Annotated in this window: 19 protein-coding genes, 1 tRNA gene and 1 pseudogene; 13 read left to right on the top strand and 8 right to left on the bottom strand. The window is 71.6% G+C overall.

Annotation, left to right across the window (positions count from 1 at the left end; all coding sequences use genetic code 11):
• Positions 1–20: 20 nt before the first annotated feature.
• The 7 genes from O4J56_RS11200 to rpmH all read right to left on the bottom strand — a co-directional run bounded on the left by O4J56_RS11200 (position 21) and on the right by rpmH (position 4,601).
• Positions 21–854: a ParA family protein gene (locus tag O4J56_RS11200; RefSeq protein ID WP_270685678.1), complete on the bottom strand. Its 834-nt coding sequence runs from the start codon at positions 852–854 to the stop codon at positions 21–23.
• Positions 855–1,018: 164 nt separating this feature from the next.
• Positions 1,019–1,720 (bottom strand): 16S rRNA (guanine(527)-N(7))-methyltransferase RsmG, encoded by a 702-nt coding sequence (gene rsmG / locus O4J56_RS11205; RefSeq protein ID WP_270685659.1) that lies wholly within the window; start codon positions 1,718–1,720, stop codon positions 1,019–1,021.
• Positions 1,721–2,010: 290 nt separating this feature from the next.
• A complete protein-coding gene (locus tag O4J56_RS11210; RefSeq protein ID WP_270685660.1) occupies positions 2,011–2,550 on the bottom strand; it encodes a Jag family protein in 540 nt (179 codons plus the stop codon).
• Between the two features lie 103 nt (positions 2,551–2,653).
• Complete coding sequence (gene yidC / locus O4J56_RS11215) at positions 2,654–3,601, bottom strand: membrane protein insertase YidC (protein WP_270685661.1); 948 nt, start codon at positions 3,599–3,601, stop codon at positions 2,654–2,656.
• Positions 3,602–3,620: 19 nt separating this feature from the next.
• A complete protein-coding gene (yidD, locus tag O4J56_RS11220; protein ID WP_270685662.1) occupies positions 3,621–3,944 on the bottom strand; it encodes a membrane protein insertion efficiency factor YidD in 324 nt (107 codons plus the stop codon).
• On the bottom strand, positions 3,941–4,381 hold the full coding sequence (gene rnpA / locus O4J56_RS11225; protein WP_270685663.1) for a ribonuclease P protein component: 441 nt from the start codon (positions 4,379–4,381) through the stop codon (positions 3,941–3,943). The genes yidD and rnpA overlap by 4 nt, the downstream gene beginning before the upstream one ends.
• Before the next feature lie 76 nt (positions 4,382–4,457).
• The gene (gene rpmH, locus O4J56_RS11230) at positions 4,458–4,601 is read right to left on the bottom strand and encodes a 50S ribosomal protein L34 (RefSeq protein WP_270685664.1); all 144 of its coding nucleotides are present in this window, start codon (positions 4,599–4,601) and stop codon (positions 4,458–4,460) included.
• A 764-nt stretch (positions 4,602–5,365) separates the two neighbouring features.
• Between rpmH and dnaA the strand changes: the two genes are divergently transcribed.
• From dnaA to O4J56_RS11280, 10 genes and pseudogenes are all read left to right on the top strand, one after another.
• On the top strand, positions 5,366–7,480 hold the full coding sequence (dnaA, locus tag O4J56_RS11235; protein WP_270685665.1) for a chromosomal replication initiator protein DnaA: 2,115 nt from the start codon (positions 5,366–5,368) through the stop codon (positions 7,478–7,480).
• 709 nt (positions 7,481–8,189) lie between these two features.
• Entirely contained in the window at positions 8,190–9,329 is a 1,140-nt protein-coding gene (gene dnaN, locus O4J56_RS11240) for a DNA polymerase III subunit beta (protein WP_270685666.1), read from the top strand.
• Positions 9,330–9,396: 67 nt separating this feature from the next.
• A complete protein-coding gene (gene gnd, locus O4J56_RS11245; protein ID WP_270685667.1) occupies positions 9,397–10,302 on the top strand; it encodes a phosphogluconate dehydrogenase (NAD(+)-dependent, decarboxylating) in 906 nt (301 codons plus the stop codon).
• 124 nt (positions 10,303–10,426) lie between these two features.
• Positions 10,427–11,554, top strand: coding sequence for a DNA replication/repair protein RecF (gene recF / locus O4J56_RS11250; protein WP_270685668.1), 1,128 nt, complete (start codon positions 10,427–10,429; stop codon positions 11,552–11,554).
• 118 nt (positions 11,555–11,672) lie between these two features.
• The gene (locus O4J56_RS11255; protein ID WP_270685679.1) at positions 11,673–12,107 is read left to right on the top strand and encodes a DciA family protein; all 435 of its coding nucleotides are present in this window, start codon (positions 11,673–11,675) and stop codon (positions 12,105–12,107) included.
• A 373-nt stretch (positions 12,108–12,480) separates the two neighbouring features.
• On the top strand, positions 12,481–14,418 hold the full coding sequence (gene gyrB, locus O4J56_RS11260; protein WP_270685669.1) for a DNA topoisomerase (ATP-hydrolyzing) subunit B: 1,938 nt from the start codon (positions 12,481–12,483) through the stop codon (positions 14,416–14,418).
• Between the two features lie 55 nt (positions 14,419–14,473).
• Positions 14,474–17,110 carry a DNA gyrase subunit A gene (gene gyrA, locus O4J56_RS11265; protein WP_270685670.1) on the top strand — a complete coding sequence of 879 codons (2,637 nt, stop codon included), beginning with the start codon at positions 14,474–14,476 and terminating at the stop codon, positions 17,108–17,110.
• An 848-nt stretch (positions 17,111–17,958) separates the two neighbouring features.
• Positions 17,959–18,345: pseudogene (locus O4J56_RS11270) on the top strand (DUF3566 domain-containing protein); the annotation flags it as partial.
• A gap of 162 nt (positions 18,346–18,507) precedes the next feature.
• Positions 18,508–18,581: transfer RNA gene (locus O4J56_RS11275), tRNA-Ile, on the top strand.
• 315 nt (positions 18,582–18,896) lie between these two features.
• Positions 18,897–20,393: a hypothetical protein gene (locus O4J56_RS11280; RefSeq protein ID WP_270685671.1), complete on the top strand. Its 1,497-nt coding sequence runs from the start codon at positions 18,897–18,899 to the stop codon at positions 20,391–20,393.
• On the opposite strand, the gene O4J56_RS11285 is transcribed toward O4J56_RS11280, so the two are convergent.
• Positions 20,362–20,526: a hypothetical protein gene (locus O4J56_RS11285; RefSeq protein ID WP_270685672.1), complete on the bottom strand. Its 165-nt coding sequence runs from the start codon at positions 20,524–20,526 to the stop codon at positions 20,362–20,364. The two genes, O4J56_RS11280 and O4J56_RS11285, sit on opposite strands and share 32 nt — an antisense overlap.
• A gap of 352 nt (positions 20,527–20,878) precedes the next feature.
• Here O4J56_RS11285 and O4J56_RS11290 point away from each other — a divergent pair, with 352 nt between their 5' ends.
• From O4J56_RS11290 to O4J56_RS11300, 3 genes are all read left to right on the top strand, one after another.
• Positions 20,879–22,615: a protein kinase domain-containing protein gene (locus O4J56_RS11290; RefSeq protein WP_270685673.1), complete on the top strand. Its 1,737-nt coding sequence runs from the start codon at positions 20,879–20,881 to the stop codon at positions 22,613–22,615.
• A 164-nt stretch (positions 22,616–22,779) separates the two neighbouring features.
• Positions 22,780–23,262 (top strand): hypothetical protein, encoded by a 483-nt coding sequence (locus O4J56_RS11295; RefSeq protein ID WP_270685674.1) that lies wholly within the window; start codon positions 22,780–22,782, stop codon positions 23,260–23,262.
• Between the two features lie 172 nt (positions 23,263–23,434).
• The gene (locus O4J56_RS11300; protein WP_270685675.1) at positions 23,435–24,412 is read left to right on the top strand and encodes a phosphotransferase family protein; all 978 of its coding nucleotides are present in this window, start codon (positions 23,435–23,437) and stop codon (positions 24,410–24,412) included.
• Positions 24,413–24,571: the final 159 nt, after the last annotated feature.

Below are 24,571 nucleotides of genomic sequence, written 5' to 3' on the forward strand. Positions count from 1 at the left end.
ACGTCTCCCTTCCTCAAGCCTCACTGGACTGCGGCGCCCGCCTCGGCCCGGTAGGCGATCTCCCGGGCGGCCTCCATATAGGCGACCGCGCCGGTGGATCCCGGATCGTAGGTCATCACGGACTGCCCGTAGCTGGGCGCTTCGGAGACGCGGACACTGCGGGGCACCAATGTCTTGAGTACCAGATCCCCGAAGTGCTGGCGGACCTCGTCGGCGACCTGTGAAGCCAGCCGGGTGCGGCCGTCGTACATCGTCAGCACGATGGTGGAGATCTCCAGCGAGGGGTTCAGGTGCGACTTGACCAGGTCGACGTTGCGCAGCAGCTGCCCCAGCCCCTCCAGCGCGTAGTACTCGCACTGGATCGGGATGAGCACCTCCTCGGCGGCCACCATGGCGTTCACGGTGAGCAGCCCCAGCGACGGCGGGCAGTCGATGAGGATGTAGTCGAGCTCACTGCTGTCGTAGGCGGCGAAGGCGCGCTTGAGCCGCGCCTCCCGGGCCACCAGCGAGACCAGTTCGATCTCGGCGCCGGCCAGGTCGATGGTGGCGGGGACGCACCACAGGTTGGGGATGTCCGGAACCGGGCGGGCCAGGTCGCGCAGGCCGGCGTCCTCCACCAGGCAGTGGTAGATGGACCGGGAGTCCTGTTCCCGTTCCATGCCCAGCGCGGTGGAGGCGTTCCCCTGGGGGTCGAGGTCGACCACCATCACCCGCTGGCCGTGCATGGCCAGCGAGGCGGCGAGGTTGACCGTGGTGGTCGTCTTGCCGACGCCGCCCTTCTGGTTGGCGACGCCGATGACGCGGCAGGAGCGGGGGCGGGGCCAGGTGTCCTCCCCATACCCCCGCACGCTCATCGCGGCCTGGGCGGCGCGGGCGATCGGCGTATCGAAGACATCGTCGGCCGTGCCGATCTCGGTTTCACGTGAAACAGGGCCGTCGGGGTGCAGGTCTCGGGGCGACCAGCTCGGCGTTTCACGGGAAACATCGACGTCGCCATGGTTCTCGGGCACGAATGAGTTCACCTCTTCCGTCCGCGCTTCTTCCTTCCGGCCGCGGCGCGTCGCGACGGGTGCGGGCGCTCGGTCTCGGAGGTCACCGTGACGCGAACGACCGTGGTAGCGGGGTCGACTTTACCGCTCCCCACCCGGATCACATCGGCGGCGCAGGGGCGCAGCGCGGACAATTCCTTACGCGCCGACTCCAGTTCACTCTCCGCCTGCTCCCCCTTCAGGGCGAGCAGGCTGCCATCCTTGCGCAGCAGCGGCAGCGCCCACCCGGCGAGCCGGGTCAGCGGTGCCACCGCACGGGCGGTGACGATGTCCGCGGCCAGGCCCTTCTGCTCCTCGGCCCGGCCGCGCTCCACCCGTACGTTCTCCAGCTCCAGCTCCGCGACCACCTCGCGCAGGAAGACCGTGCGCCTCAGCAGCGGCTCCAGCAGGACCACCGAGACGTCCGGGCGCAGGATGCCCAGCACCACCCCGGGCAGCCCGGCGCCCGAGCCCACGTCCACGAGGTCGGCGCCGTGCGGGACCAGCTCCTCCACCACGGCGCAGTTGAGGATGTGCCGCTCCCACAGCCGCGGCACCTCCCGCGGCCCGATGAGTCCCCGCTCCACCCCGGCCCCGGCGAGCAGCTCCGCATACCGTCCGGCCGTCTCGATGCGGTCTCCGAACAGCGCGACCGCCGTCTCGGGCATGCGATGGTCAGCGCCGGAGGTCATCTGTCACCACCTTGGTCTCTCCCATGGTCTCTCCGCCGCCCCGCCGTCCCGGCGCTCCGCTCGCCGCTCGGCGTGTCCATCTGTCCGCCTGTCGATCGGCGGACATGTCGGCCGGTCTCCCTGTCGACTTCTCTCCCCGCGGTGGCCGCTCCATCGAGGCGCCGCGGTCATGGCCGCGGGGCGCGGGCGGGGCGATCGCCGGGCCGCAAGGGCCCAGACAGTGGAAGGCGCCCCCCACGATCCTATGCGTGAGGGGCGCCAGTGTTTCACGTGAAACGTCGCGCGATCGCTCAGTCGGCGGGGAGCACCACCACGTAGCGGTAGGGCTCCTCCCCCTCCGACTCGCTGGTGAGCCCGGCGTCGGCCACCGCGTCGTGCACCACCTTGCGCTCGAACGGGGTCATCGGCTCCAGCGCCTTGGCCTCCCCGCTCTTCTTGACCTCGGCGGCCGCCTCGGAACCGACCTTGCGCAGCTCGGCGCGGCGGCCCTCGCGCCAGCCGCCGATGTCCAGCATGAGGCGGCTGCGGTTGCCGGTGCTGCGGTGCACCGCCAGGCGGGTGAGCTCCTGGAGGGCCTCCAGCACCTCGCCCTCACCGCCGATCAACTCGTCCAGCGTGGCCCCGACCACCGAGACCACCGCACGGTCGCCTTCGACGTCCATGTCGATGTCGCCGTCGAAGTCGGCGATGTCCAGCAGCCCCTCGATGTAGTCGGCGGCCACGTCACCCTCGTGCTCCAGGGCCTCGATGTCGATGGTCTCCTCGGGAGCGTCCGCTACCGCGACGCTGCCGCCGCTCTCCTCGGGGGCGTCGGTGTTGCCGTTGCTCACAGCGTCCTGTCTCCTCACGTTCGCGATCCCGCCGCCCGCGCGCTTCTGGGGCCCATCGCCTGCGCCCGGGCGGCCTGTCCGGCCCGAGAGGGCCGGGACTGCCCTACTGCTTCGGGCGACCGCCGCCGCGCTTCGCCCGGGACTGCTTCTTCGGCTGCTTACGCTCGATCTTAGGCTCTTCCACCGGCTCCGGGGCGCTCTCCTTGCGTTTGCCGAGTAGGCCCTTGGCCGACCCGTTCGCGGCGCCCGAGGCACCCGACGCACCCGCCTTGGCCTCCTCGCTGCCCGGCGCGGGGAACTTGCGGTACATCAGGTGCTGCTGCCCCATGGTCCACAGGTTGGAGGTGACCCAGTAGATCAACACACCGATCGGCATACCCAGACCGAACAGACCGAAGGCCGGCGCCAGATACATCATGATCTTCTGGGACTGGGCCATCGGGTTGTCGGCCATCTGGACCGTGGTGCGCTTCATGCTCTGGCGCATGGTCAGGAAGGTCGTCGTCCCCATGATCACACAGGCGATGACGATGACGGTCTTCGCGATGATCGGGTCGGAGCCGTAGCTCTCCAGCTCTGCCGAGGAGCTGGTGAACTGGGCGGCGATCGGGACGTGGAAGATGAGGGCGCCGCGGGCGCTCTCCACCAGCTCCTGGGTGAAGCCGTACTGCGCCTGGCCCTGGGCGACCGAGCGCAGCACGCTGAAGAGGGAGAAGAACACCGGCATCTGCAGCAGCAGGGGCAGGCAACCCATGACCGGGTTGGTCCCGCTCTCCTGGTAGAGCTTCATCATCTCTTGCTGCTGGCGCTGCTTGTCGTTCTTGTAGCGCTCGCGGACCTTCTGCAGCTGCGGCTGCATGTCCTGCATCTTCCGCTGCGTGTGCATCTGCTTCACGAACAGCGGGACCATGATCAGTCGCATCAGGACCGTCAGCAGGACGATGGACAGGCCCCACGCCCATCCGCCGTCGGGGTCGAACCCGATGAAGGTCAGGGCCGAGTGGATCTGGATCAGCACCCACCCGACGATGTTGTACAGCCAGTCCAGCACCGGCCAACTCCCTCTTCTGTCAGTTCGGCGACGGGTTCGCGGGGTCGGTCCCGGTCATGTCTGGGCCCTCTCCCGTGTCGCTCGGTTGGTGGTCGCGTGCCCCCGCGCGCGGGGGAACCGGGTCGAGACCGCCCGGATGGAAGGGATGGCAGCGCGCGATCCTGCGCACCGCCAACCACAGCCCCCGCAGCGCTCCGTGCTCCTGGAGCGCCTGCACCGCGTACGCGCTGCACGAGGGGTAGAAGCGACAGACCGGAGGGAACAGCGGCGAGATGAACCGCTGATACCCCCTGATGGGCACGATGAGGACCCGCGCGAGGGGCCTGGGTCTGTCGTCGGTCATGAACCCGCCCGCTGTTCTCCGTCGGCGCGAGCGGCGTTCCCGTCGCCCGCGCCCCGCCCCTTGCGGCGGCGTGTCGCGCCGCTCCGGGGGCGCCGAACCGCGGCGAGGGCGGCATCGAGCTGCTCGGCCAGAGTGTCGTATCCAACGTGGGCGGCCAAGGGTTTGGCCCGCACTACCAGCAGGCTACCCGCAGGCAGGTCCCCGATCCGGTCGCGCATCAGGTGCCGCAGCCGCCGCTGCACCCGCTTGCGCACCACCGCCGTGCCCACCGCCTTGCTCACGGTGAAGCCGACCCGGGGCGCCTCCCCGGCGCCCGGGTCGTCGGGGCGTGCGGTCAGCAGGACGACGCCGAGGGCGTCACGGCCGGAGCGCCGTCCCCGGCGCATCGTGCGGCCGAACTCGGCGCTGCGCCGCATCCGGTTGCCAGGCGACAGCATGGGATCGGTCCTCGAACACAAGAAGGGGACCGGCCTGCTGGCAGACCGGTCCCGAAGTCATCGGCTGAGCCGTGGGTCAGTGGCTCACGGTCAGGCGGGCGCGCCCCTTCTTGCGGCGGGCCGTGATGATGGCACGGCCGGCGCGGGTCCGCATGCGCAGCCGGAAACCGTGGACCTTCGCACGGCGCCGGTTGTTCGGCTGGTACGTACGCTTGCTCACTGCTGGGCTCCAGGGGCGTCTAGAGAAGTTCGTGCGCGCGGTTCCGCGAGACGGGCCGCGCATGTTCCTGCTCAACAACGTCGCGGGGACGTCCGAGGCTGAGGAACATCGCCCGCTCGCGCCGCCGACCGGCCACCCCGTGCCGAGCGGGGCGCATTCCGGTAGCGACTTAAGCATAAAGAAGATACGGCCGTGCCCGTCACCGGTCAAATCGGCCGCCCGCGCCACCAGGAACGACACCGGCCCAGACGGGGGACGCGGCCCGCCGCCCGGCGCGCCGTCCCCAGTATCCCCCCGCTGTGGACGACGCGCTGTCCACAGCGGGGGAAGATCCCCCACAGCCCCCTAAGCTGTGGATAACGTGGAGGCGGGGAGAACGGCCCTCCGGGGCGCCGACCCGCACGGCGCCCGCCCGTCCTCCCCCAGGTCGCTACCCAGGGTGATCAGGGAATTGTGGACAACCCTCGGCTCCCGCCCGCTTCCACACGGCCTGTGAACGAACCGGTGCACAACTTGTGGACACCGCCCTCACGCTGTGGATACCGGGCGGCCGGTGCGCGGATGGGCCGGGGGTGCGCTCCGGCGGCACCGTACACAGGCCGTCCACAGTGATCCCCCTCTCCATCCACAGGGAGGGGGCGACGGTCCCCGGTCCCGAAGGGCCGACGGGACCGGGACAATGGGGCGTCCGGCCCCGTACGCGGGACGCCGGGCACCGCCGAGACGCCGACCGCCGAGAAGGGGACGAACCATGGCAGGGCACCGTGTCTGAGGCGCAGGTCAACCTCGCGGTGGTGTGGTCCAGCGTGCTGGACGGGCTGGACAGCAACGCGCTGCCCCCGCACCAGCGGGCGTGGTTCCTGCAGACCCGGCCGCTGGGTCTGATCGAGGACACCGCCCTGCTCGCCGCGCCCAACGACTTCGCCAAGGAGATCCTGGAGACCCGGCTGCGGGAGAGCATCAGCCGCGCCCTGTCCGCCGAGCTCGGCCGGGAGATCCGGGTGGCGGTCACCGTGGACCCCACGGCGGTGCAGCCCGCCCCCTCCCCCGCCCCGCAGCCCCCCGCCGCCCAGGGGCCCACCCCCGGCGCCGCGCCGCAGGGGCCGTCTCCGCAGGACACCGCGCCGCCGGCCGCCGGACCGGGACACCCGCCCGCGCCCGTGGGCCCCTTCTCCGGGGAGGGCGCGCGCCCGGGCGCCGAGGGCGGCCCCGCCCCGGCCGACCTGCCCGCCCCGCCCCCGTCGGAGGCCCTGCCCGACGGGCAGTTCGGCCGCCCCGACCCCGCACAGGGTTTTCCACAGCCCTATGGACGGAGCGAACCCGTCCCCCGCGAGCAGGCGCCGTCTCCTTCTCCCCAGGGTGAGGACCTGCTGGCCGGACCTCCCGCCCAGTGGGAGCAGCGTCCCCAGCAGTGGGACTCCGCCCCGCGCGACCACCGCCCCTGGGACCACGGCGCCCCCGCCCAGTGGGAGCACCCCCCGTCCGAGCCGCCCGGCCGCGCCTCGCAGGGCGGTTGGGAGCGCCCCCGCCAGGACCAGGCCCCGCACGACCAGGCGCAGTGGGAGCAGGGCGGGCCGGAGCGCGCCCGCCGCGACCGGCCGAACTGGGAGCAGCCCCAGTGGGAGGCGTCGGGCCCCTCCTGGGAACAGGGCCGGTGGGACGCGCCCGCGCCGGGCGCCTCCGGTGAGCACGGCCCCGGCGGCCCGTCCGCGCCCCCGTCCACAGGCGCCTTCGCCGACGGGCCGGAGGGCACCGAGGCCCCGGACGGCTCCGTCCCGCCGCCCCCGGCGCCCAGCCCGCCCGACACCGAGGGCGGCAACCAGCCGCACACCTCGGCCGAGCCGGCGCGGCTGAACCCCAAGTACACCTTCGACACCTTCGTCATCGGCGCCAGCAACCGCTTCGCGCACGCGGCGGCGGTCGCCGTCGCCGAGGCGCCGGCCAAGGCCTACAACCCGCTGTTCATCTACGGCGGCTCGGGGCTGGGCAAGACCCACCTGCTGCACGCCATCGGCCACTACACCCAGCGCCTCTACGACGGGGCCCGGGTGCGCTACGTCAGCTCCGAGGAGTTCACGAACGAGTTCATCAACTCCATCCGGGACGGCAAGGCCGACGGGTTCCGGCGCCGCTACCGCGACATCGACGTGCTGCTGGTCGACGACATCCAGTTCCTGGAGAACAAGGAGCAGACGCAGGAGGAGTTCTTCCACACCTTCAACACCCTGCACAACTCCAACAAGCAGATCGTCATCTCCAGCGACCGGCCGCCCAAGCAGCTCGTCACCCTGGAGGACCGGCTGCGCAACCGGTTCGAGTGGGGGCTGATCACCGACGTCCAGCCGCCCGAGCTGGAGACCCGGATCGCCATCCTGCGCAAGAAGGCGGCCCAGGAGGGGCTGGCCGCCCCGCCGGAGGTCCTGGAGTTCATCGCCAGCAAGATCTCCACCAACATCCGCGAGCTGGAGGGGGCGCTGATCCGGGTCACCGCCTTCGCCAGCCTCAACCGGCAGTCGGTGGACCTGCACCTGACCGGCATCGTGCTCAAGGACCTCATCCCCGACGACGAGGGGCCCGAGATCACCGCGTCGGCGATCATGGCGCAGACCGCCTCCTACTTCGGGCTGAGCACCGAGGACCTGTGCGGCACCTCGCGCTCGCGGGTGCTGGTGACCGCCCGGCAGATCGCGATGTACCTGTGCCGGGAGCTGACCGACCTGTCGCTGCCCAAGATCGGCCAGCAGTTCGGCGGACGCGACCACACCACGGTGATGCACGCCGACCGCAAGATCCGCTCGCTGATGGCCGAGCGCCGCTCCATCTACAACCAGGTGACCGAGCTCACCAACCGCATCAAGCAGGAGTCGCGGAACGTGTGACGCGGCGCGCCCGGGCCGCGCCGCGGATGCGGCGGCCCCGCCCGGCGAGGTTCGCACCACATCCACCGCTTCGTCCCGCCCCGACCGGCGCCCTCTGGGCCGCCCCCGGACACCGGATCCCTTGCCGCACGGCCGGATCCGGACGCGTTGTCCCCAGGGGCGGCCCTTTTTCTGTGGACAACCGGTGGAGAACCCTGGGGATGGAGGCCCCGATCCTGGGGACGGCCTGGGGACGGGCTGTTGACAGCGGGAAGCCCCCCTGTGGCGGCCGTCCCCCGCCCCTGTGGGCGAGCGGTGGATAACCGGTGGACAAGCCGTGGATAACCCGGGGACAAGCTGTGCACGGCCGATCGGCGTCCACAGCGCACCCTGCTTCTCCACAGCCTCCGCCCACAGCACCGGTGGACAAAAATCTCCGGGCTGACCTGCGAAAAGGACCTCTGTCCACACTGTCCACAGCCCCTACTATTACTGCGCCCCCTGTTAAACCCAATGAGGCTTCAAAATCAGGCTCGGGCCCGATCTGTGGATGAGCGCCGGACGGTCCCCGACCACCCGGTCGAGCCCCCGATCCGGTCATGTGTTGCGGGCAGCGGCGGGCGGTGAATGCGGGTACCGTGTGAACCCGTCCCCGAGGTGAGCCCGCGCCGTCGTCACGCCCCACCGCTCACGGGGTCAGCAGACGCCTTCGAGGAGAGTGAGTCGGAAAGTGAAGTTCCGGGTCGAACGCGACGTACTCGCCGACGCCGTCGCCTGGACGGCGCGCAGCCTGCCGGTCCGCCCCTCGGTGCCGGTGCTCGCCGGGATGCTGCTGGACGCCTCCGAGGACGAGGGCCGCCAGCGCCTGAGGCTCTCCAGCTTCGACTACGAGGTCTCCGCGCAGGTGTCCGTGGACATCGAGGTCGAGGAGCCCGGCACCTGCCTGGTCTCGGGCCGCCTCCTCGCGGAGATCACCCGCAACCTTCCTCCACAGACGGTGGAGATCGCGACGGACGGCGCGAAGGTGACCGTCTCCTGCGGCAGCGCGAAGTTCACACTCCTCACCCTGCCTGTGGAGGACTACCCCACGCTGCCGGAGATGCCCGGCCAGACCGGGTCGGTCGGCAGCGACGTGTTCGCCGCCGCCGTGGCCCAGGTCGCCGTCGCCGCCGGCCGGGACGACACCCTGCCGATGCTCACCGGCGTGCGGGTGGAGATCGAGGGCTCCACGCTGACCCTGGCCTCCACCGACCGCTACCGGCTCGCCGTCCGCGAGATCACCTGGTCCCCGGAGAACCCCGACGTCTCCGCGGTCGCCCTGGTGCCCGCCAAGACCCTGGCCGACACCGCCAAGTCGCTGACCTCCGGCGCCGAGGTCTCCATCGCGCTGGCCACCGGCGAGGGCGCCGAGGGCATGATCGGCTTCGAGGGCGGCGGCCGCCGCACCACCACCCGGCTGCTGGACGGGGAGTTCCCCAAGTACCGCGCCCTGCTGCCGGACACCTTCAACTCGGTCGCCGAGATCAACAAGGCCGAGTTCATCGAGGCGGTCAAGCGCGTGTCGCTGGTCGCCGAGCGCAACACCCCCCTGCGGCTCGCCTTCGGCGAGGGCCGCCTGGTCCTGGAGGCCGGGACCGGCGACGAGGCGCAGGCCGTCGAGGTGCTGGACGCCGCCCTGGAAGGCGAGGAGATCCAGATCGCCTTCAACTCGTCCTACCTGCTGGACGGGCTCGGCGCGGTCGACTCCGACATCGCCCGGCTGCAGTTCACCACCTCGACCAAGCCCGCGATCATCTCCGGCAAGCCCGCCGACGAGTCCGCCGCCTCCGACTACCGGTACCTCATCATGCCGGTGCGGCTCTCCGGCTGAGCCGGGGGCCGGTGTACAGCCCCGGGGAGCACCGGGGACGAACAGGGTCCGAGGGGGAGAGGTCACGATGAAGCTGGGCATGGTCGGCCTGGGCAAGATGGGCGGCAACATGGCCGCGCGGCTACGGGACAAGGGCCACGAGGTCGTCGGGTACGACTTCGACCCCCAGGTGAGCGATGTCGGCAGCCTGGCCGAGCTGGTCGGGCGGCTGGAGGCGCCGCGCACCGTGTGGCTGATGGTCCCCGCCGGTGAGCCGACCGACAGCGCCGTCGAGGAGCTGGGCGGCCTGCTGGACGCGGGCGACCTGGTCATCGACGGCGGCAACTCGCACTACGTCAAGGACCGCGAGCACGCCGACGCCCTCAAGGACAAGGGCGTGCACTACGTCGACGCCGGGGTCAGCGGCGGCGTGTGGGGGCGCGAGAACGGCTACGGGATCATGGTCGGCGGGGCGGCCGAGGACGTCGCCCGGGCCAGGCCGGTCTTCGACGCGCTCACCCCCGACGAGGGCGGCGGCTTCGTGCACGCCGGCGGCGTGGGCGCCGGGCACTTCGTCAAGATGGTGCACAACGGCATCGAGTACGGCATGATGCAGGCCTTCGCCGAGGGCTTCGAGCTCATGCAGGCCTCGGACATCGTCGACGACGTGCCGGGCACCTTCGACAGCTGGCGCGAGGGCACCGTGGTGCGCTCCTGGCTGCTCGACCTGCTGGTGCGGGCGCTGGAGGAGGACCCGGAGCTGGAGGGGCTGCGCGGGTACGCGCAGGACTCCGGCGAGGGCCGCTGGACCGTCCAGGCCGCGGTCGACCACGCGGTCCCGGCCCCGGCGATCACCGCGGCGCTGTACGCGCGCTTCGCCTCCCGGCAGGAGGACAGCCCCGCGATGAAGGTGATCGCCGCGCTGCGCAACCAGTTCGGCGGGCACGCGGTGGCCACCGCCACCGACGACCCGGTGCGCACCCCGCGGAGCTGACGCGCCGCCGGGCATGGGCGGAACCGCCCGCGGGCGCCCGGACCGGGGCGCAGCGCCCGTTTCACGTGAAACCCGGGAACGCCGGGGGCACCGGCCCCCGGCGCTCACAGGAGGGAGAGGCCGGATGTACGTATCGCACCTGCAACTGGCCGACTTCCGGTCCTATGAGTCGGCGCTGCTGGAGCTGGAGCCCGGGGTGAGCACCTTCGTCGGGCCCAACGGCCAGGGCAAGACCAACCTCGTCGAGGCCATCGGGTACGTCGCCACCCTGGGCAGCCACCGGGTCTCCGCCGACGCCCCGCTGGTGCGCCGGGGCGCCGAGCGCGCCGTGGTCCGCTGCGCGGTGGTCTCCGGTGAGCGCCGGGCCGTGGTCGAACTGGAGATCAACCCCGGCAAGGCCAACCGGGCGCGGCTCAACCGCTCCCCCGCCACCCGCCCCCGCGAGGTGCTGGGCGTGCTGCGCACCGTGCTCTTCGCCCCCGAGGACCTGGCCCTGGTCAAGGGCGACCCCGGGGACCGGCGGCGGTTCCTGGACGAGCTGCTGGTGGCCCGCGCCCCGCGGCTGGCCGCCGTGCGCTCGGACTACGAGCGGGTGCTCAAGCAGCGCAACGCGCTGCTCAAGTCGGCCTCCGCCCGCTACCTCAAGCGCCAGGAGGTCGACCTGTCGACCCTGGACGTGTGGGACGGCCACCTGGTCGCGGCCGGGGCCGAGCTGCTCGCCGCGCGCCTGGCGCTCACCGCGGAGCTGCAGCCGCTGACCGCCAAGGCCTACGCCGAGCTGGCCGGGGCCGACGGCGCCCCGGTGCTGCGCTACCGCTCCTCGGCCGACCCGGACGCCGACCTGCCCGCCGACCGCGAGCGCCTGGCCGAGGTGCTGCGCGCCGCCCTGGCCGAGGCCCGCCACCAAGAGCTGCAGCGCGGCGTGAGCCTGGTCGGCCCACACCGCGACGACCTGGTGCTCGCCCTGGACGACCTCCCCGCCAAGGGGTACGCCAGCCAGGGCGAGTCGTGGTCGTACGCGCTCGCGCTCCGGCTGAGCGCCTACGAGCTGCTCCGCGCCGACGGTGACGACCCGGTGCTCATCCTCGACGACGTCTTCTCCGAGCTGGACGCCGCGCGCCGCCGGCGCCTGGCCGAGCACGTCGCCCAGTGCGAGCAGGTGCTGGTCAGCGCCGCCGTTCCGGAGGACATCCCCGAGGAGCTGCAGGGGGCGCGGTTCCGGGTCCGCGAGGGGGAGGTCGAGCGTGACTGACGGCGACCGGGCACGGCGCCCCGACACCGGGGCGGGCGGCGCCCCGGACACCCGCGGCGGCCGCAGCGACGGCGCCGCCGCAGGGCGGTCCCCCTCCCCCGACGACGCCCCCAGCGGCATCGACCTGGCCCGGCAGGCGCTGGCCCAGGCGCGGGCGGCGGCCAAGGAGCGGGGGGCGGCGCCCGGCCCGCGTCCGCAGCGGCGGCGCGGCGGCCGGATGCGGTCGCGCCGCGACCCCCAGCTGTTCGGGGACGCGGTGCGCGCCTGGCTGTCGGAGCGGGGCTACGCCGAGCAGGTCGCGGTCGGCGGGGTGTTCGGCCGGTGGAGCGAGATCGTCGGCGAGTTCAACGCCCAGCACCTGCGTCCGGTCTCCTACGAGGCCGGTGAGCTGGTGGTGGCCGCCGAGTCGGCGACCATGGCCGCGCACGCCCGCGCCATGGCCCGGGACCTGATCCGCCGGCTCAACGAGGAACTGGGCCAGGGCACGGTGCACGCGATCAAGGTGACCGGACCGGGGCGGGGGCGCGGGGCCGGGCGGCTCCGCGCCAGGTGACCGGCGGGTAGCCGCCGGGTGACGCTGCGCAGGCGGGCCGACCACCCCGCCAGCAGTCCTGAACCGCTCGCGGATTCGTCGGCACGGGGGGACGCGTGTGGGGAGTCGGCTCCCATTCCGTTCGCGCGTTGTGGGGCGCCACAGCGTCTCTGATGCCACTTTCCCGTGGCGCGCGCGGTATCATGGAGGCGGTTCTTCGGACGCTTTCGCCGGTACGGCCCACCCCTGCCGAGGGTGGCGGGATCTCGGGGTGGTGAGCGGGTCCGGCAGGGCGATCACGCCCGCCTCCCGGTGCCGACCGTCCCCACCGATCCCCCTCGCGCGGGTGGACCGCGTCCCGCAACGGCGTCCCCCAGCAGGAGGGTGTTCCCACTTGGCCTACGATGCTCGATCGATCACGGTTCTGGAAGGGCTCGAGGCGGTACGCAAGCGCCCCGGCATGTACATCGGCTCCACCGGTGAACGGGGTCTGCACCACCTGGTCTACGAGGTGGTGGACAACTCGGTGGACGAGGCGCTGGCGGGCCACGCCGACGCCATCGAGGTGACCCTGATGGCCGACGGCGGGGTGAGCGTCGCCGACAACGGCCGCGGAATCCCCGTCGACCTCCACCCGGTGGAGAAGCGCCCGGCGCTGGAGGTCGTGCTGTCCACCCTGCACGCGGGCGGCAAGTTCGACGGCAAGTCCTACGCGGTCTCCGGCGGCCTGCACGGCGTGGGCGTCTCCGTGGTCAACGCGCTGTCCACCCGGCTGGAGGCCGAGGTCCGCAAGGACGGCCACGTGTGGCGCCAGCAGTACGAGATGACCCGGCCCACCGCGGACGTGGCCAAGGGCGAGGAGACCTCCGAGAGCGGCACCCAGATCTCCTTCTGGGCCGACCCGTCGATCTTCGAGACCACCACCTACAGCTTCGAGACGCTGGCCCGCCGCATGCAGGAGATGGCGTTCCTGAACAAGGGGCTGTCCATCACGCTGCGGGACGAGCGGCCCGAGTTCGCGCCCGACGGCACGGTCGTGCAGACCTTCCACTACGAGGACGGCCTGGTCGACTTCGTCCGGCACATCAACGCCAAGAAGGAGCCGTCGCACGCCTCGGTCATCGACTTCGAGGAGGACGGCGAGGGGATCTCGGTCGAGATCGCCATGCAGTGGAACCAGTCCTACACCTCCTCGGTGCACACCTTCGCCAACACCATCAACACGGCCGAGGGCGGCACCCACGAGGAGGGCTTCCGCACCGCGCTCACCTCGGTGGTCAACCGGTACGCGCGCGAGCAGCGGCTGCTGCGGGAGAAGGACGACAACCTCACCGGCGACGACATCCGCGAGGGCCTGACCGCGATCATCTCGGTCAAGCTGGCCGACCCCCAGTTCGAGGGCCAGACCAAGACCAAGCTGGGCAACACCGAGGCCAAGTCCTTCGTGCAGCGGGTCACCCACGAGCACCTGCGCGACTGGTTCGAGCGCAACCCCGGCGAGGCCAAGGACGTCGTGTCCAAGGCGAACCAGGCGGCGCGCGCCCGCATCGCCGCCCGCCAGGCGCGGGACCTGACCCGGCGCAAGACGCTGCTGGAGTCCACCTCGCTGCCCGGCAAGCTGTCGGACTGCCAGTCCACCGAGCCGGAGAAGTCCGAGGTCTACATCGTCGAGGGCGACTCGGCCGGCGGCTCGGCCAAGGGCGGCCGCGACCCCCTCTACCAGGCCATCCTGCCGATCCGCGGGAAGATCCTGAACGTGGAGAAGGCCCGCGTCGACCGGATCCTGAAGAACAACGAGGTCCAGGCGATCATCACCGCCCTGGGCACCGGGATCCACGACGACTTCGACATCGCCAAGCTCCGGTACCACAAGATCATCCTGATGGCCGACGCCGACGTCGACGGCCAGCACATCCGGACGCTGCTGCTCACCCTGCTCTTCCGGTTCATGAAGCCGCTGATCGAGGGGGGCCACGTCTACCTGGCCCAGCCCCCGCTCTACAAGGTCAAGTGGGACACCCGCGGCAACGACGTGGACTACGTCTTCTCCGACCGCGAGCGCGACGAGGTCATCGCCCGCGGCGTCGCGCAGGGCAAGAAGGACCCGCGCCCGCGGGACCTGGTGCAGCGCTTCAAGGGCCTGGGCGAGATGAACGCCGACGAGCTGTGGGAGACCACCATGGACCCGGCCACCCGCATGCTGCTGCAGGTGACGCTGGACGACGCGGCCCAGGCCGACGAGATGTTCAGCGTGCTCATGGGCGAGGACGTGGAGTCGCGCCGCTCGTTCATCCAGCGCAACGCCCGCGACGTGCGCTTCCTGGACATCTGACCGCGCGCCCCCGCAGCCAGGCCCGACAAGTCTCAGCAGAAAGGGTCGACATCCCGTGACGGATGCGAATACCCCGCAGGAACCCGAGCCCGAGGAGGAGGGCGGCGTCGCCCAGCGGGTGGAGCCGGTCGACATCCAGGTCGAGATGCAGCGCAGCTACCTCGACTACGCGATGTCGGTCATCGTCGGCCGCGCCCTGCCCGACGTGCGCGACGGCCTCAAGCCGGTGCACCAGCGGGTGCTGTACGCCATGTACGACGGCGGGTACCGGCCCGACCGCGGCTACTTCAAGTGCGCCCGCGTCGTCGGCGACGTGATGGGCAACTACCACCCGCACGGCGACACCGCCATCTACGACACCCTGGTGCGGCTGGCGCAGCCCTGGGCGATGCGGATGCCGCTGGTCGACGGCAACGGCAACTTCGGCTCGCCGGGCAACGACCCGGCGGCGGCCATGCGCTACACCGAGTGCAAGCTCGCCCCGCTGGCCATGGAGATGCTGCGGGACATCGAGAAGGACACCGTCGACTTCCGGCCCAACTACGACGGCCGCTCCTCCGAGCCCGAGGTGCTCCCGGCGCGCTTCCCCAACCTGCTGGTGAACGGCTCGGCCGGGATCGCGGTCGGGATGGCCACCAACATCCCGCCGCACAACCTGCGCGAGGTCGCCGACGGCGTCAACTGGTACCTGGACCACCCCGAGGCCGACGACGAGGAGCTGCTGGAGGCCCTCATCGCGCGGATCAAGGGCCCGGACTTCCCCACCAGCGGGCAGATCGTGGGCCGCCGCGGCATCGAGGAGGCCTACCGCACCGGCCGCGGCTCGATCACCATGCGCGCGGTGGTGGAGATCGACGAGGACTCCCGCGGCCGCCAGATCCTCGTCGTCACCGAGCTGCCTTACCAGGTCAACCCGGACAACCTGGCGCTGAAGATCGCCGAGCTGGTCAAGGACGGCCGGGTCACCGGGATCGCCGACGTCCGGGACGAGACCTCCGGTCGCACCGGGCGGCGGCTGGTGGTCGTGCTCAAGCGGGACGCGGTCGCCAAGGTGGTGCTGAACAACCTGTTCAAGCACACCCAGCTGCAGGAGACCTTCGGGGCCAACATGCTGGCGCTGGTCGACGGGGTGCCCCGCACCCTGCGGCTGGACCAGCTCATCCGGCACTGGGTCGCGCACCAGATCGAGGTCGTGGTCCGGCGGACGAAGTTCCTGCTGCGCAAGGCCGAGGAGCGGGCCCACATCCTGCGCGCGCTGCTGCGGGCGATCGACCGGATCGACGACGTCATCGCGCTCATCCGCTCCAGCGCCTCGGCCGACGAGGCCAAGACGGGCCTGATGGAGCTGCTGGACATCGACGACGTGCAGGCGCGCGCGATCCTCGACATGCAGCTGCGCAAGCTGGCCGCCCTGGAGCGCAACCAGCTCACCGCCGAGTACGACGAGCTGATGGCGCAGATCGAGGAGTACAACGCGATCCTGGCCTCCCCCGAGCGGCAGCGCGCCATCATCCGCGACGAGCTCGGCGAGATCGTGGAGAAGTACGGCGACGACCGCAAGACGCACATCGTCCCCTTCGAGGGCGACATGCGCATGGAGGACTTCATCGCCGAGGAGGACGTCGCGGTCACCATCACCCGCGGCGGCTACGCCAAGCGCACCCGGCTGGACAACTACCGGGCGCAGAAGCGCGGCGGCAAGGGCGTGCGGGGGGCCCAGCTCAAGCAGGACGACATCGTCCAGCACTTCTTCGTGACCACCACCCACCACTGGATCCTGTTCTTCACGAACAAGGGGCGGGTGTACCGGACGAAGGCCTACGAGCTGCCGGAGGCGGCGCGCGACGCGCGCGGCCAGCACGTGGCCAACATGATGGAGTTCCAGCCGGACGAGGAGATCGCGCAGGTCATGGCGCTGCGCGGGTACGACGTCGCGCCGTACCTGGTGCTGGCCACCCGGGACGGGCTGGTCAAGAAGTCGCGCCTGGAGGACTTCGACTCGGCGCGCTCGGCCGGGATCATCGCGATCAACCTGCGCGAGGGCGATGAGCTGATCGCCGCGCGGCTGGTGTTCCCCACCGACGACCTGCTGCTGATCAGCAGCGACGCCCAGGCGATCCGGTTCTCGGCCGCGGACGAGTCGCTGCGCCCGATGGGGCGGGCGACCAGCGGCGTCATCGGGATGCGGTTCACCGAGGACGCGAACCTGCTGAGCATGGACGTGATCCGGGAGACCGATGGGCCCACCGACGTGCTGGTGGCCACCGCGGGCGGGTACGCCAAGCGCACGCCGTCCGACCAGTACCCGGTGCAGAACCGGGGCGGCAAGGGCGTGCTCACCGCCAAGGTGGTGGAGGCCCGCGGCGGGCTGGTCGGCGCCCTGATGGTGCACCCGGAGGAGGACGAGGTCTTCGCGATCACCTCCAACGGCGGGGTGATCCGCACCCGCAGCGCCGAGATCAAGCAGTCGGGCCGCGCCACCATGGGCGTCCGCCTGGTCAACCTCGACAAGGGCAGCCACGTGGTGGCGGTGGCCCGCAACGCCGAGGCCGACGAGGAGGCCCCCGACGACACCGAGGGCCTGGAGGCCGGGGACGCCCCCGGCGCCGGGGAGGGCGCTCAGGGCGGCGTGGACGGCCCACAGGGCGACGCCGAGGGCCGCGCGGAGGGCGACGAGGGCGCCGAGTCCTGAGGCTCGCGTAGGGTGCCATAGAGCGCCTTGAGAACATGTTCGGACCGGCCGCCTCCCCAGCGGCCGGTCCCACCATCCCTCGGCCCGAATTCCACCTGTCTCATGGAAAGTCCAGCGGTAACGTGGCTATGTCGGACAAGACGTCGGAGAAGACGAAGGACGCTTCAAAGGACGTGAAGCGGTCCGAGGCGAAGACGGAGCCCGGCGCCGAGGCGCCCGGGGAGGAGTCGGCGGAGTCCGCTGAGGCGGCGGCCCCGGAGGCCCCGGAGAAGGAGTCCGAGGACACCGGCGCGAAGGACGCGGAGAAGGGCCCGGCGGCCTCGGAGGACGCGGAGGACCCGGAGGACACCGCGTCCGGCGAGGACGGGGACGAGGCCTCCTCCACCGCCTCTTCGTCGTCCTCCACCGCGTCCTCCGCCGCCTCGAAGAAGCCCGCATCGAGCGGTTCCGGCAGGACCGGATCGTCCGGGACCGCCCCGTCCAAGACCGCTTCGGCCAAGACGGCTTCGGCCGGGGCGGGCACGGCGGCGGACTCGGCCAAGAAGAGCGGAAGGCCCGCAGGCAGCGGGGCGGGCACCGGCGGCCCCTCCGCAGGCGGGAAGAAGTCGGCCAAGAAGTCCACCTCCGCCGCGAGCGTCGGCGCCAGTGGTGGGAAGGACTCCGGCAAGGGCGGCGGCTCCGCCGCGGAGCCGGGTACGGCGTCCGCCGCGGGGGCGGGCGCGGGCGCGGCCGGGAAGGACGGGGGGTCCGGCACGGACTCCTCCGCCGGGTCGGCGCCGAGGTTCGAGGCGCGGGAGGGGACGGCCATGGCGGCATCGGGGGCCGGCGGGGGGAAGCCGCCCGTCGCGGCGGCGAAGTCGGCGCGCAAGGCGCACCTGAGCGTCAGCAGGGTCGAGCCCTGGTCGGTGATGAAGTTCAGCTTCGTCATCTCGCTGGTGTGCTTCATCATCCTGTTCGTCGCGGTGGCGGTGGTCTACGCGATCCTGTCGGGGCTCGGGGTGTTCGACGCCCTGGCGGACATGCTCACCGCCCTGACCGAGGGCGGCGAGGGCGAGGAGGTCCCGATCGACCCGGCGAGCTGGTTCTCCCCGGCCCGCGTGCTGGGCTACACCGGCCTGATCGGGGCGCTGAACATCATCCTGATCACGGCCCTGTCGACGGTCGGGGCGATGCTCTACAACCTGGCCGCCGACCTGGTCGGCGGCATCGACGTCACCCTGACCGAGTCGGAGTGAGCCGACCGGCGCCCCGGGCGCCGGAGCGGTCCCGCCCACCTGCGGGACCCGGTAGGATACGGAGGAGCGGGCCCTCGCGCGAGGCCCCGCTCCTCCCCCCGCATCCCGCCTGATCCGGTTCGCCGGAGGGTCCCGGATGCGGTAGAGTTCCATCCGGAACGCGGGCGTATAGCTCAGTCGGTTAGAGCGCATCCCTGATAAGGATGAGGCCCCAGGTTCAAGTCCTGGTACGCCCACCCGCGAAGAGGCTCCCTACGGGGGGCCTTTTTTCATGCCCGTGCGTCATACATGCGTCAGGGCGAATCGCGAACGTCGAGCGGTTCGGCGCTCCGCCTCCCTCCGCGACCTGCCCGACGCCGAACTCCATCTCCTCGACGCCGCCCATTTCGCCCTCGATGCGCCGCCGATCGCCGGCTTTCTCGAACGCACGTGGACGTGACCTCGCCGGGGCACGGGGGCCGCGGAACCCGGGGGCCCCGTGCCGCGTCGGACCCGACGACCGCTGTCCCCCGATCCCGCGGTGGGCTCCAGGACCCGAGGAGTAGTGCGGTATGTCGCAACCATCCCTCCCAGACGACGTACTCGCGCAGAGCGCGGGGGCCGACCTCGTCCGACTCATGTGGAGTGGGGCGCACGGGATGATCATGTGGACCAGCGCCAAGCAGCGGTTCGCCCGCATGTGGGGCATGGGACGCCAGGCCGACGAGGAACAGGTCGCCGAACTGCTCAGGGCGGGCGCCGAGGCGCTCGGCGAGCGAGACGTGGCCGGGAAACACCTCCGACAGGTCCGCAGGTCCGTGCGTCCGCGGGAGCTGGCCGAGCACTGGTCCCGCTCCATCGCGGCGGCACTCGCCGCGGGCAGGTTCGAGCCGGAGCGGCTGTCGGAGTTCTTCGAGGAGTTCAGCACCCCGGTGGAACTCGGCGGGGAGATGATGCGGATCCGGTTCGAGTCCGAGGGACTCGCCGCCCGCAGGACGGAGCTCACCCACCGGGTCAGCGTGCTCTGGGACAGGGTCCGGGCCGTGGGCCGGGAGGTCGACCTGGAGTGGGAGCGGGGCCGCGTGGACCGTATGGAGCAGAGGAACGCGTCCATCGCCGACGGGGCGCAGCGGCGGCTGGAGGCGAGCAAGGCGTTCAGCAGCGCCCGCAGCGAGGCGAAGGCCGCCGCGCACCGCGTCTCGGTCTACGAGCGGCAGTCGGCCGCGGGCAGGAGGACGGCCGCAGAGGTCGAGGAGGCGCGGGAGGCCCAGCTCCGGGCCGAACGCGCGCAGGAGGAGGCCAAGGCCGCGCTCGACCAGGTGGACGCGGACATCAAGGCGGCACGGCAGCGGCGCACGGAGGCCCCCACCCCGGCTGATGTGCGGCGCCACAACCGGAAGGAGGCCGAGGCGTTCCAGGCCGAGGCCGAGGCCGAGATCGACGTCATCGACCAGCGGCTCGACGAGCTGGAGAAGTGGCACGCCGACCTGCGCCGGGCCGTGCACGAGGAGGACATGTTCCACCGCGAGCAGCTGCACGCGGCGTGGGTGGAGCGGACCGCCGAACGGGCCCGGGAGCACGAGCGGCGCCAGGCCGAGCGAGACCGGGCGCTCGCCGAGAGGAAGCACCGGACGCGCGGCGCCGCTCTGCGCGACCCGGGCGACCTGCTGTCGGGCGCCCCGGCGGCGGCCGAACCCCTGCCGAGGATCGAGGAGATGATCGGCTCGCTGCGCGAACGCTACGCGTCGCGGGAGGTGCGGGGTCCCGAGGAGGGGGCGGGGGGACAGGACCGGCCCGGCGCCCCGTCCAGCCCGCCGTTCGGGTTCTCCTTCCCCACGCGGGAGGAGGAGGCGTCATCCGGCGATCCGCATGGGGGCGACTCTCCGGGGGACACCGCTTCCGCCGACGGCGCGTCCCCCCCTGGCGCCGCCGCCGATCGGCTTCTCGTTCCCGGAGTCCGGCTCCTAGGACGCCTCGCGGCCCCGACCGGCGGCCGGTCGGGGCCGCGGGCAGCGCCGACGCGAAGCGCGGCGACACTCAGCGGCCGGAGTCCGCGCCGGTCCCGATGATCCGGCACACGACGGCGTCGCCTCCCGAACGGCTGACGGACTCAGCCGCGTGGCGGGCGGCGAGCAGTGAGCGGCGCAGTCGGCGCAGCTCGTCCATGGTGCGGTCGATCTCGTCGGGGTGGGCGTCGGGCATGCCGGTGACCCGGCCGCACGGCTCGAACGAAATCCCCAGGTCAGAGGATGTGTGCGTCGCTCTGACCCGGGGTCCGTGAGTGCCTGATGAGGATGAGGCCCCAGGTTCACGTCCTGGTACGCCCGCCCACGAAAAAGGTCCCCGGGCAGGGGCCCTTCTTCGTGTCCGTGCGCCATGCGTGCGCCAGGACGCCTGACCGCTCGACGTGGTGTGGGGCCTCGTCCTCGTCAGGGATGGGGCCCCATGTTCCCGACTGGCCTGAGGCGGCCTCGTATGAGGATGTCGGTAGCGTGAACACCTCTGGCATCATCAGGCCGATCGGAAACGCCCCGACCCAACCGAGAGCGGTGCCATGGCCTCCCCCCTCCATGACGGCGATCCGTCCCGCCTGGGCCCTTATGACCTGGTAGAGCGCCTCGGAATCGGAGGCATGGGGCACGTGTTCCTCGGGCGCTCCCGCAGCGGCCGCCTTGTCGCGGTGAAGGCCGTGCGCCCGGAGCTGGCCAACGACGCCGCCTTCCGTCGTCGCTTCGCCACCGAGGTGTCCGCGGCGCGGAGGGTAGGAGGGTTCTACACCGCCCAGGTCGTCGACGCGGCCCCCGATGCCGAGCCGCCCTGGATGGCCACCGCCTTTGTCCCCGGCCCTTCCCTCCACCAGGCCGTCACCGACCACGGGCCGCTTCCCCCGGCTTCGGTGGCCGTGCTCGGAGCGGGACTCGCCGAAGGGCTGGCCGCCGTGCACGCCTGCGAGGTGGTCCACCGCGACCTCAAACCGGCCAACGTCATCCTCGCTGAGGACGGGCCCCGCCTGATCGACTTCGGAATCGCGCGCGCCCTGGACACCACTTCGCAGACCCAGACCTCCACGGTCCTGGGCACCGCCTCGTTCATGTCTCCAGAGCAGGCCCGGGCGCAGGAGGTCGGACCTCCCTCGGACGTGTTCTCCCTCGGGTGCGTTCTCGCCTATGCGGCCACCGGCCGCTCTCCTTTCGGCGACGGGCCTTCGCACGCCATCGCCTACCGGATCGTGCATGAATCCCCCGACCTGGAAGGCATACCCGCGCACCTGGCCGAGCTCGTCGGCTCCTGCCTGGCCAAGGACCCCGACCACCGGCCCGACCTCGAACAGATCCTCGACGGCCTCACGGCGCCTGCCTTGGGCGCCGATGACACCGGCCAAGGCGGATGGCTGCCCCAGGACCTCACCGAGGTCGTCACCCGGCGCCGCACCCTCGCTCTGACCGCCGTCGGCCCCGGAGAAGGGAGAGATCTCCGTAGCCGGCCCCGGACACCGGCACCCATCGGTCCCGTTCCGGCTGGACGGCCGCAGCCCCTCCTCGCCGAGGAACGCGTACGGACACGCCCGATCGCGGGCTACCGGAACGCCGTATACGCGCTGCTCGCCCTCTTCGCCTTCATCTCCGTCGCCGTACTGCTCCGACACCTCGCGTGGATATCCCAGGTGGCCGATCCAGACGATCTGGAGCAGCGCCTGTACGAAACCGTCTTCGAAGAGGCAGCGCTCACCTACCCTGCTCCGACCGTCCTTGGCATGCAGGTGGTCCAGTTCGCCTCATGCGTGGGAGCGGTGGTGTGCTGGCTCCTCTGGTTCCACCGGGTGCGCCTGATCGCCGAGCGGTTCGCCCCGGGGCGTCTTCGCTATGAGCCGCGCATGGCGGTGGCCTCGTGGTTCATTCCGGTCGGGAACCTCTTTCTCCCGAAGCAGATCGCCGACGATGTCTGGCACGCATCCAGCCCGCCCGGGAATGGCGGAGGAATGGCCCCTGCCGGTGCACTCAATACCTGGTGGTCCCTCTGGCTGTTCACCTTCCTCACTTGGCCGATATTCTGGACTCCTTGGTGGGTGCCGGCCTTGCCCGAGGAATTCTGGGAAGGACCCGTCGCCGCGTTCACGTTCGTTGCCTACCGCTTCGTCTTCATCGTCTACCAGTCCGAGGTTCTCGTCTGGTCCTATTTGGCGCTTCAGGTACTCGTCGTGCCGGCTGCGATCGGTGCCGGGGTCTTCGTTCATCGGTTGACCGCCATGCAGGAGGCAAGGCTCCGCACCGACCGCGGAGCGATCGAGTAGGCAGCGGGCCGGGGTTCGAGCAGATGGCCGTGTACATGGGGGCCTTTTTCATGCCCGTGCGCCAGGCGTGCGTCGGCACGCTCTTCGGGGTCCGCCGTGGCCGACGTGCGCGAGGAGTGGTCGAATACCCTGCTGGCCGACCCCTCGACCTCGGAGGAGACGGCATGGCACGGATCGGGATCACCGGTCACTCGAACCTCTCGGCCGACAGTGTCCCCCTCGTGCGTGAGGCCCTGACGGTAGTGCTCGCTTCGCACAACGACGGCGACCTGGTCGGCCTGTCCTGCCTCGCGCGGGGCGCCGACCAGATCTTCGCCGAGGTCGTTCTGGAGGCCGGCGGGACGCTCGAAGTCGTGCTCCCCTCGGTCGACTACCGCGAGGCGAAGGTGAAGCCCTCCAACCGCGACCAGTTCGACGACCTGCTGATGCGCTCGGCGCTGGTCCGGTACATGCCGCACAAGACCGCCGGGCGCCAAGCCTATGAGGACGCGAACGAGGCGATCCTGGGCGGGATCGATCGGCTCGTTGCCGTCTGGGACGGGCAACCCTCAGGAGGCCAGGGCGGCACCGGCGACGCGGTCGCGGCCGCCCGTGGCCGCGGGGTTCCCGTCGACGTCGTGTGGCCGGACGGTGCCCGCCGTGAGTGACGATCGGCATGGAATGCGAGACGGCAAGTCATTCACCGTCTCAGAAGGTGTCCGTAGCGTGGGCCGCATGATCACCACCGCGCGTAGCGTGCTCTTCGATGAACCCGGCGGCCCCGACGTCCTCCGGATCGAGTCAGGGGCCGCACCTGCGCGGTAGTGGGAGGATGCTCGAATGGTGCCGGAACCCAGCGAGGACACCCATCCGCTCGACCGGGGTCGCGACCCGTCCCACGCCGCCCTCGTCCGAGGCCTGGCCGCCGAGGTGGCGGCCCGCTACGGCGGCGATCTCGCGCGGATGCGGCGGGCGAACGGCTACTCGAACGCGACGTGGGTCGGTGACGGCATCGCCGTGCGGATCGCACACACACCCGTCGATATGGCTCGTGAGGCTGCGCTCGTACGTGCTCTTCCACGGGAGGTCGGTCACCCGGAGATCCTCGGTGAGGGCACTGCCGAGGGCCATGGCTGGATGGTGACCGCGGAGGTCCGCGGCCGGAACCTGCACGAGGCATGGCCGACGCTGACGCCTGCGGAGCAACGGCAGGCGGTCCATCAGCTGTGGGCTCGGACCCGGATCGTGCACGACGCGGGCTCGTCCCTAGGGGCGCATGTGGCGTCGCACGGGGGTTTCGTGCCGGCAACGCTCGGCGATGCCATGGCGGCGGCGAAACGCGCCGACGCTGCGCTCGAACTGTCCAGCGCCCGGCGGGCGCGGCTCCACGAGGTCGTCGAGGGCTACTTTCGGGTCGCGCCCGAGGTCGAGCACACCGTCAACCACGGCGACCTCGCCCTGATGAACGCCCTATGGGACGGCGAGGTCGTCGCCTTGCTGGACTTTGAGTTCGCGGTGCTCGGCCCGGTCGAGATCGACCTATGCCGCCTGGTGTGTGAGGCCCGTGTATCCGAGGAGGGCCGACGCGTCGACTCGGAGGCGGGGCGTGCCGCGGTGGAGATCGCGGCGCGTTACATGGATCCGGTTCATGGGTGCGCGCTCATCCACGGCGCAGCGGTTCTCGACCAGCTCCGCGACCTCGGCATCTGGCTCGCCCTTGACGGCACAGAGGAACGTGCCGAGGACTGGCGCCCGTGCCGTCTGCTCACTTCCCTGCTCGACGACGAGGGCGGTTATCTAGGGCCGCTGCTCAGGTAGGAGCCCGCGCGGAGAGGCGTGCGGCTCGGCTGGTCCCCCGCGTCAGGTCCCCGGCCGGGTGGCGGGCCGCCTGGGTGTGAGCGGGATGGCGGCGACGAGGAGAGGTCGGCGGCCCGCGGTGCAGCGTCGTCGGCTGCCAGGCGTGCGGGTGGTCGCCGT

Origin of the sequence: Nocardiopsis endophytica (assembly GCF_027706725.1) — a bacterium.
Taxonomy (GTDB): domain Bacteria; phylum Actinomycetota; class Actinomycetes; order Streptosporangiales; family Streptosporangiaceae; genus Nocardiopsis_A; species Nocardiopsis_A endophytica.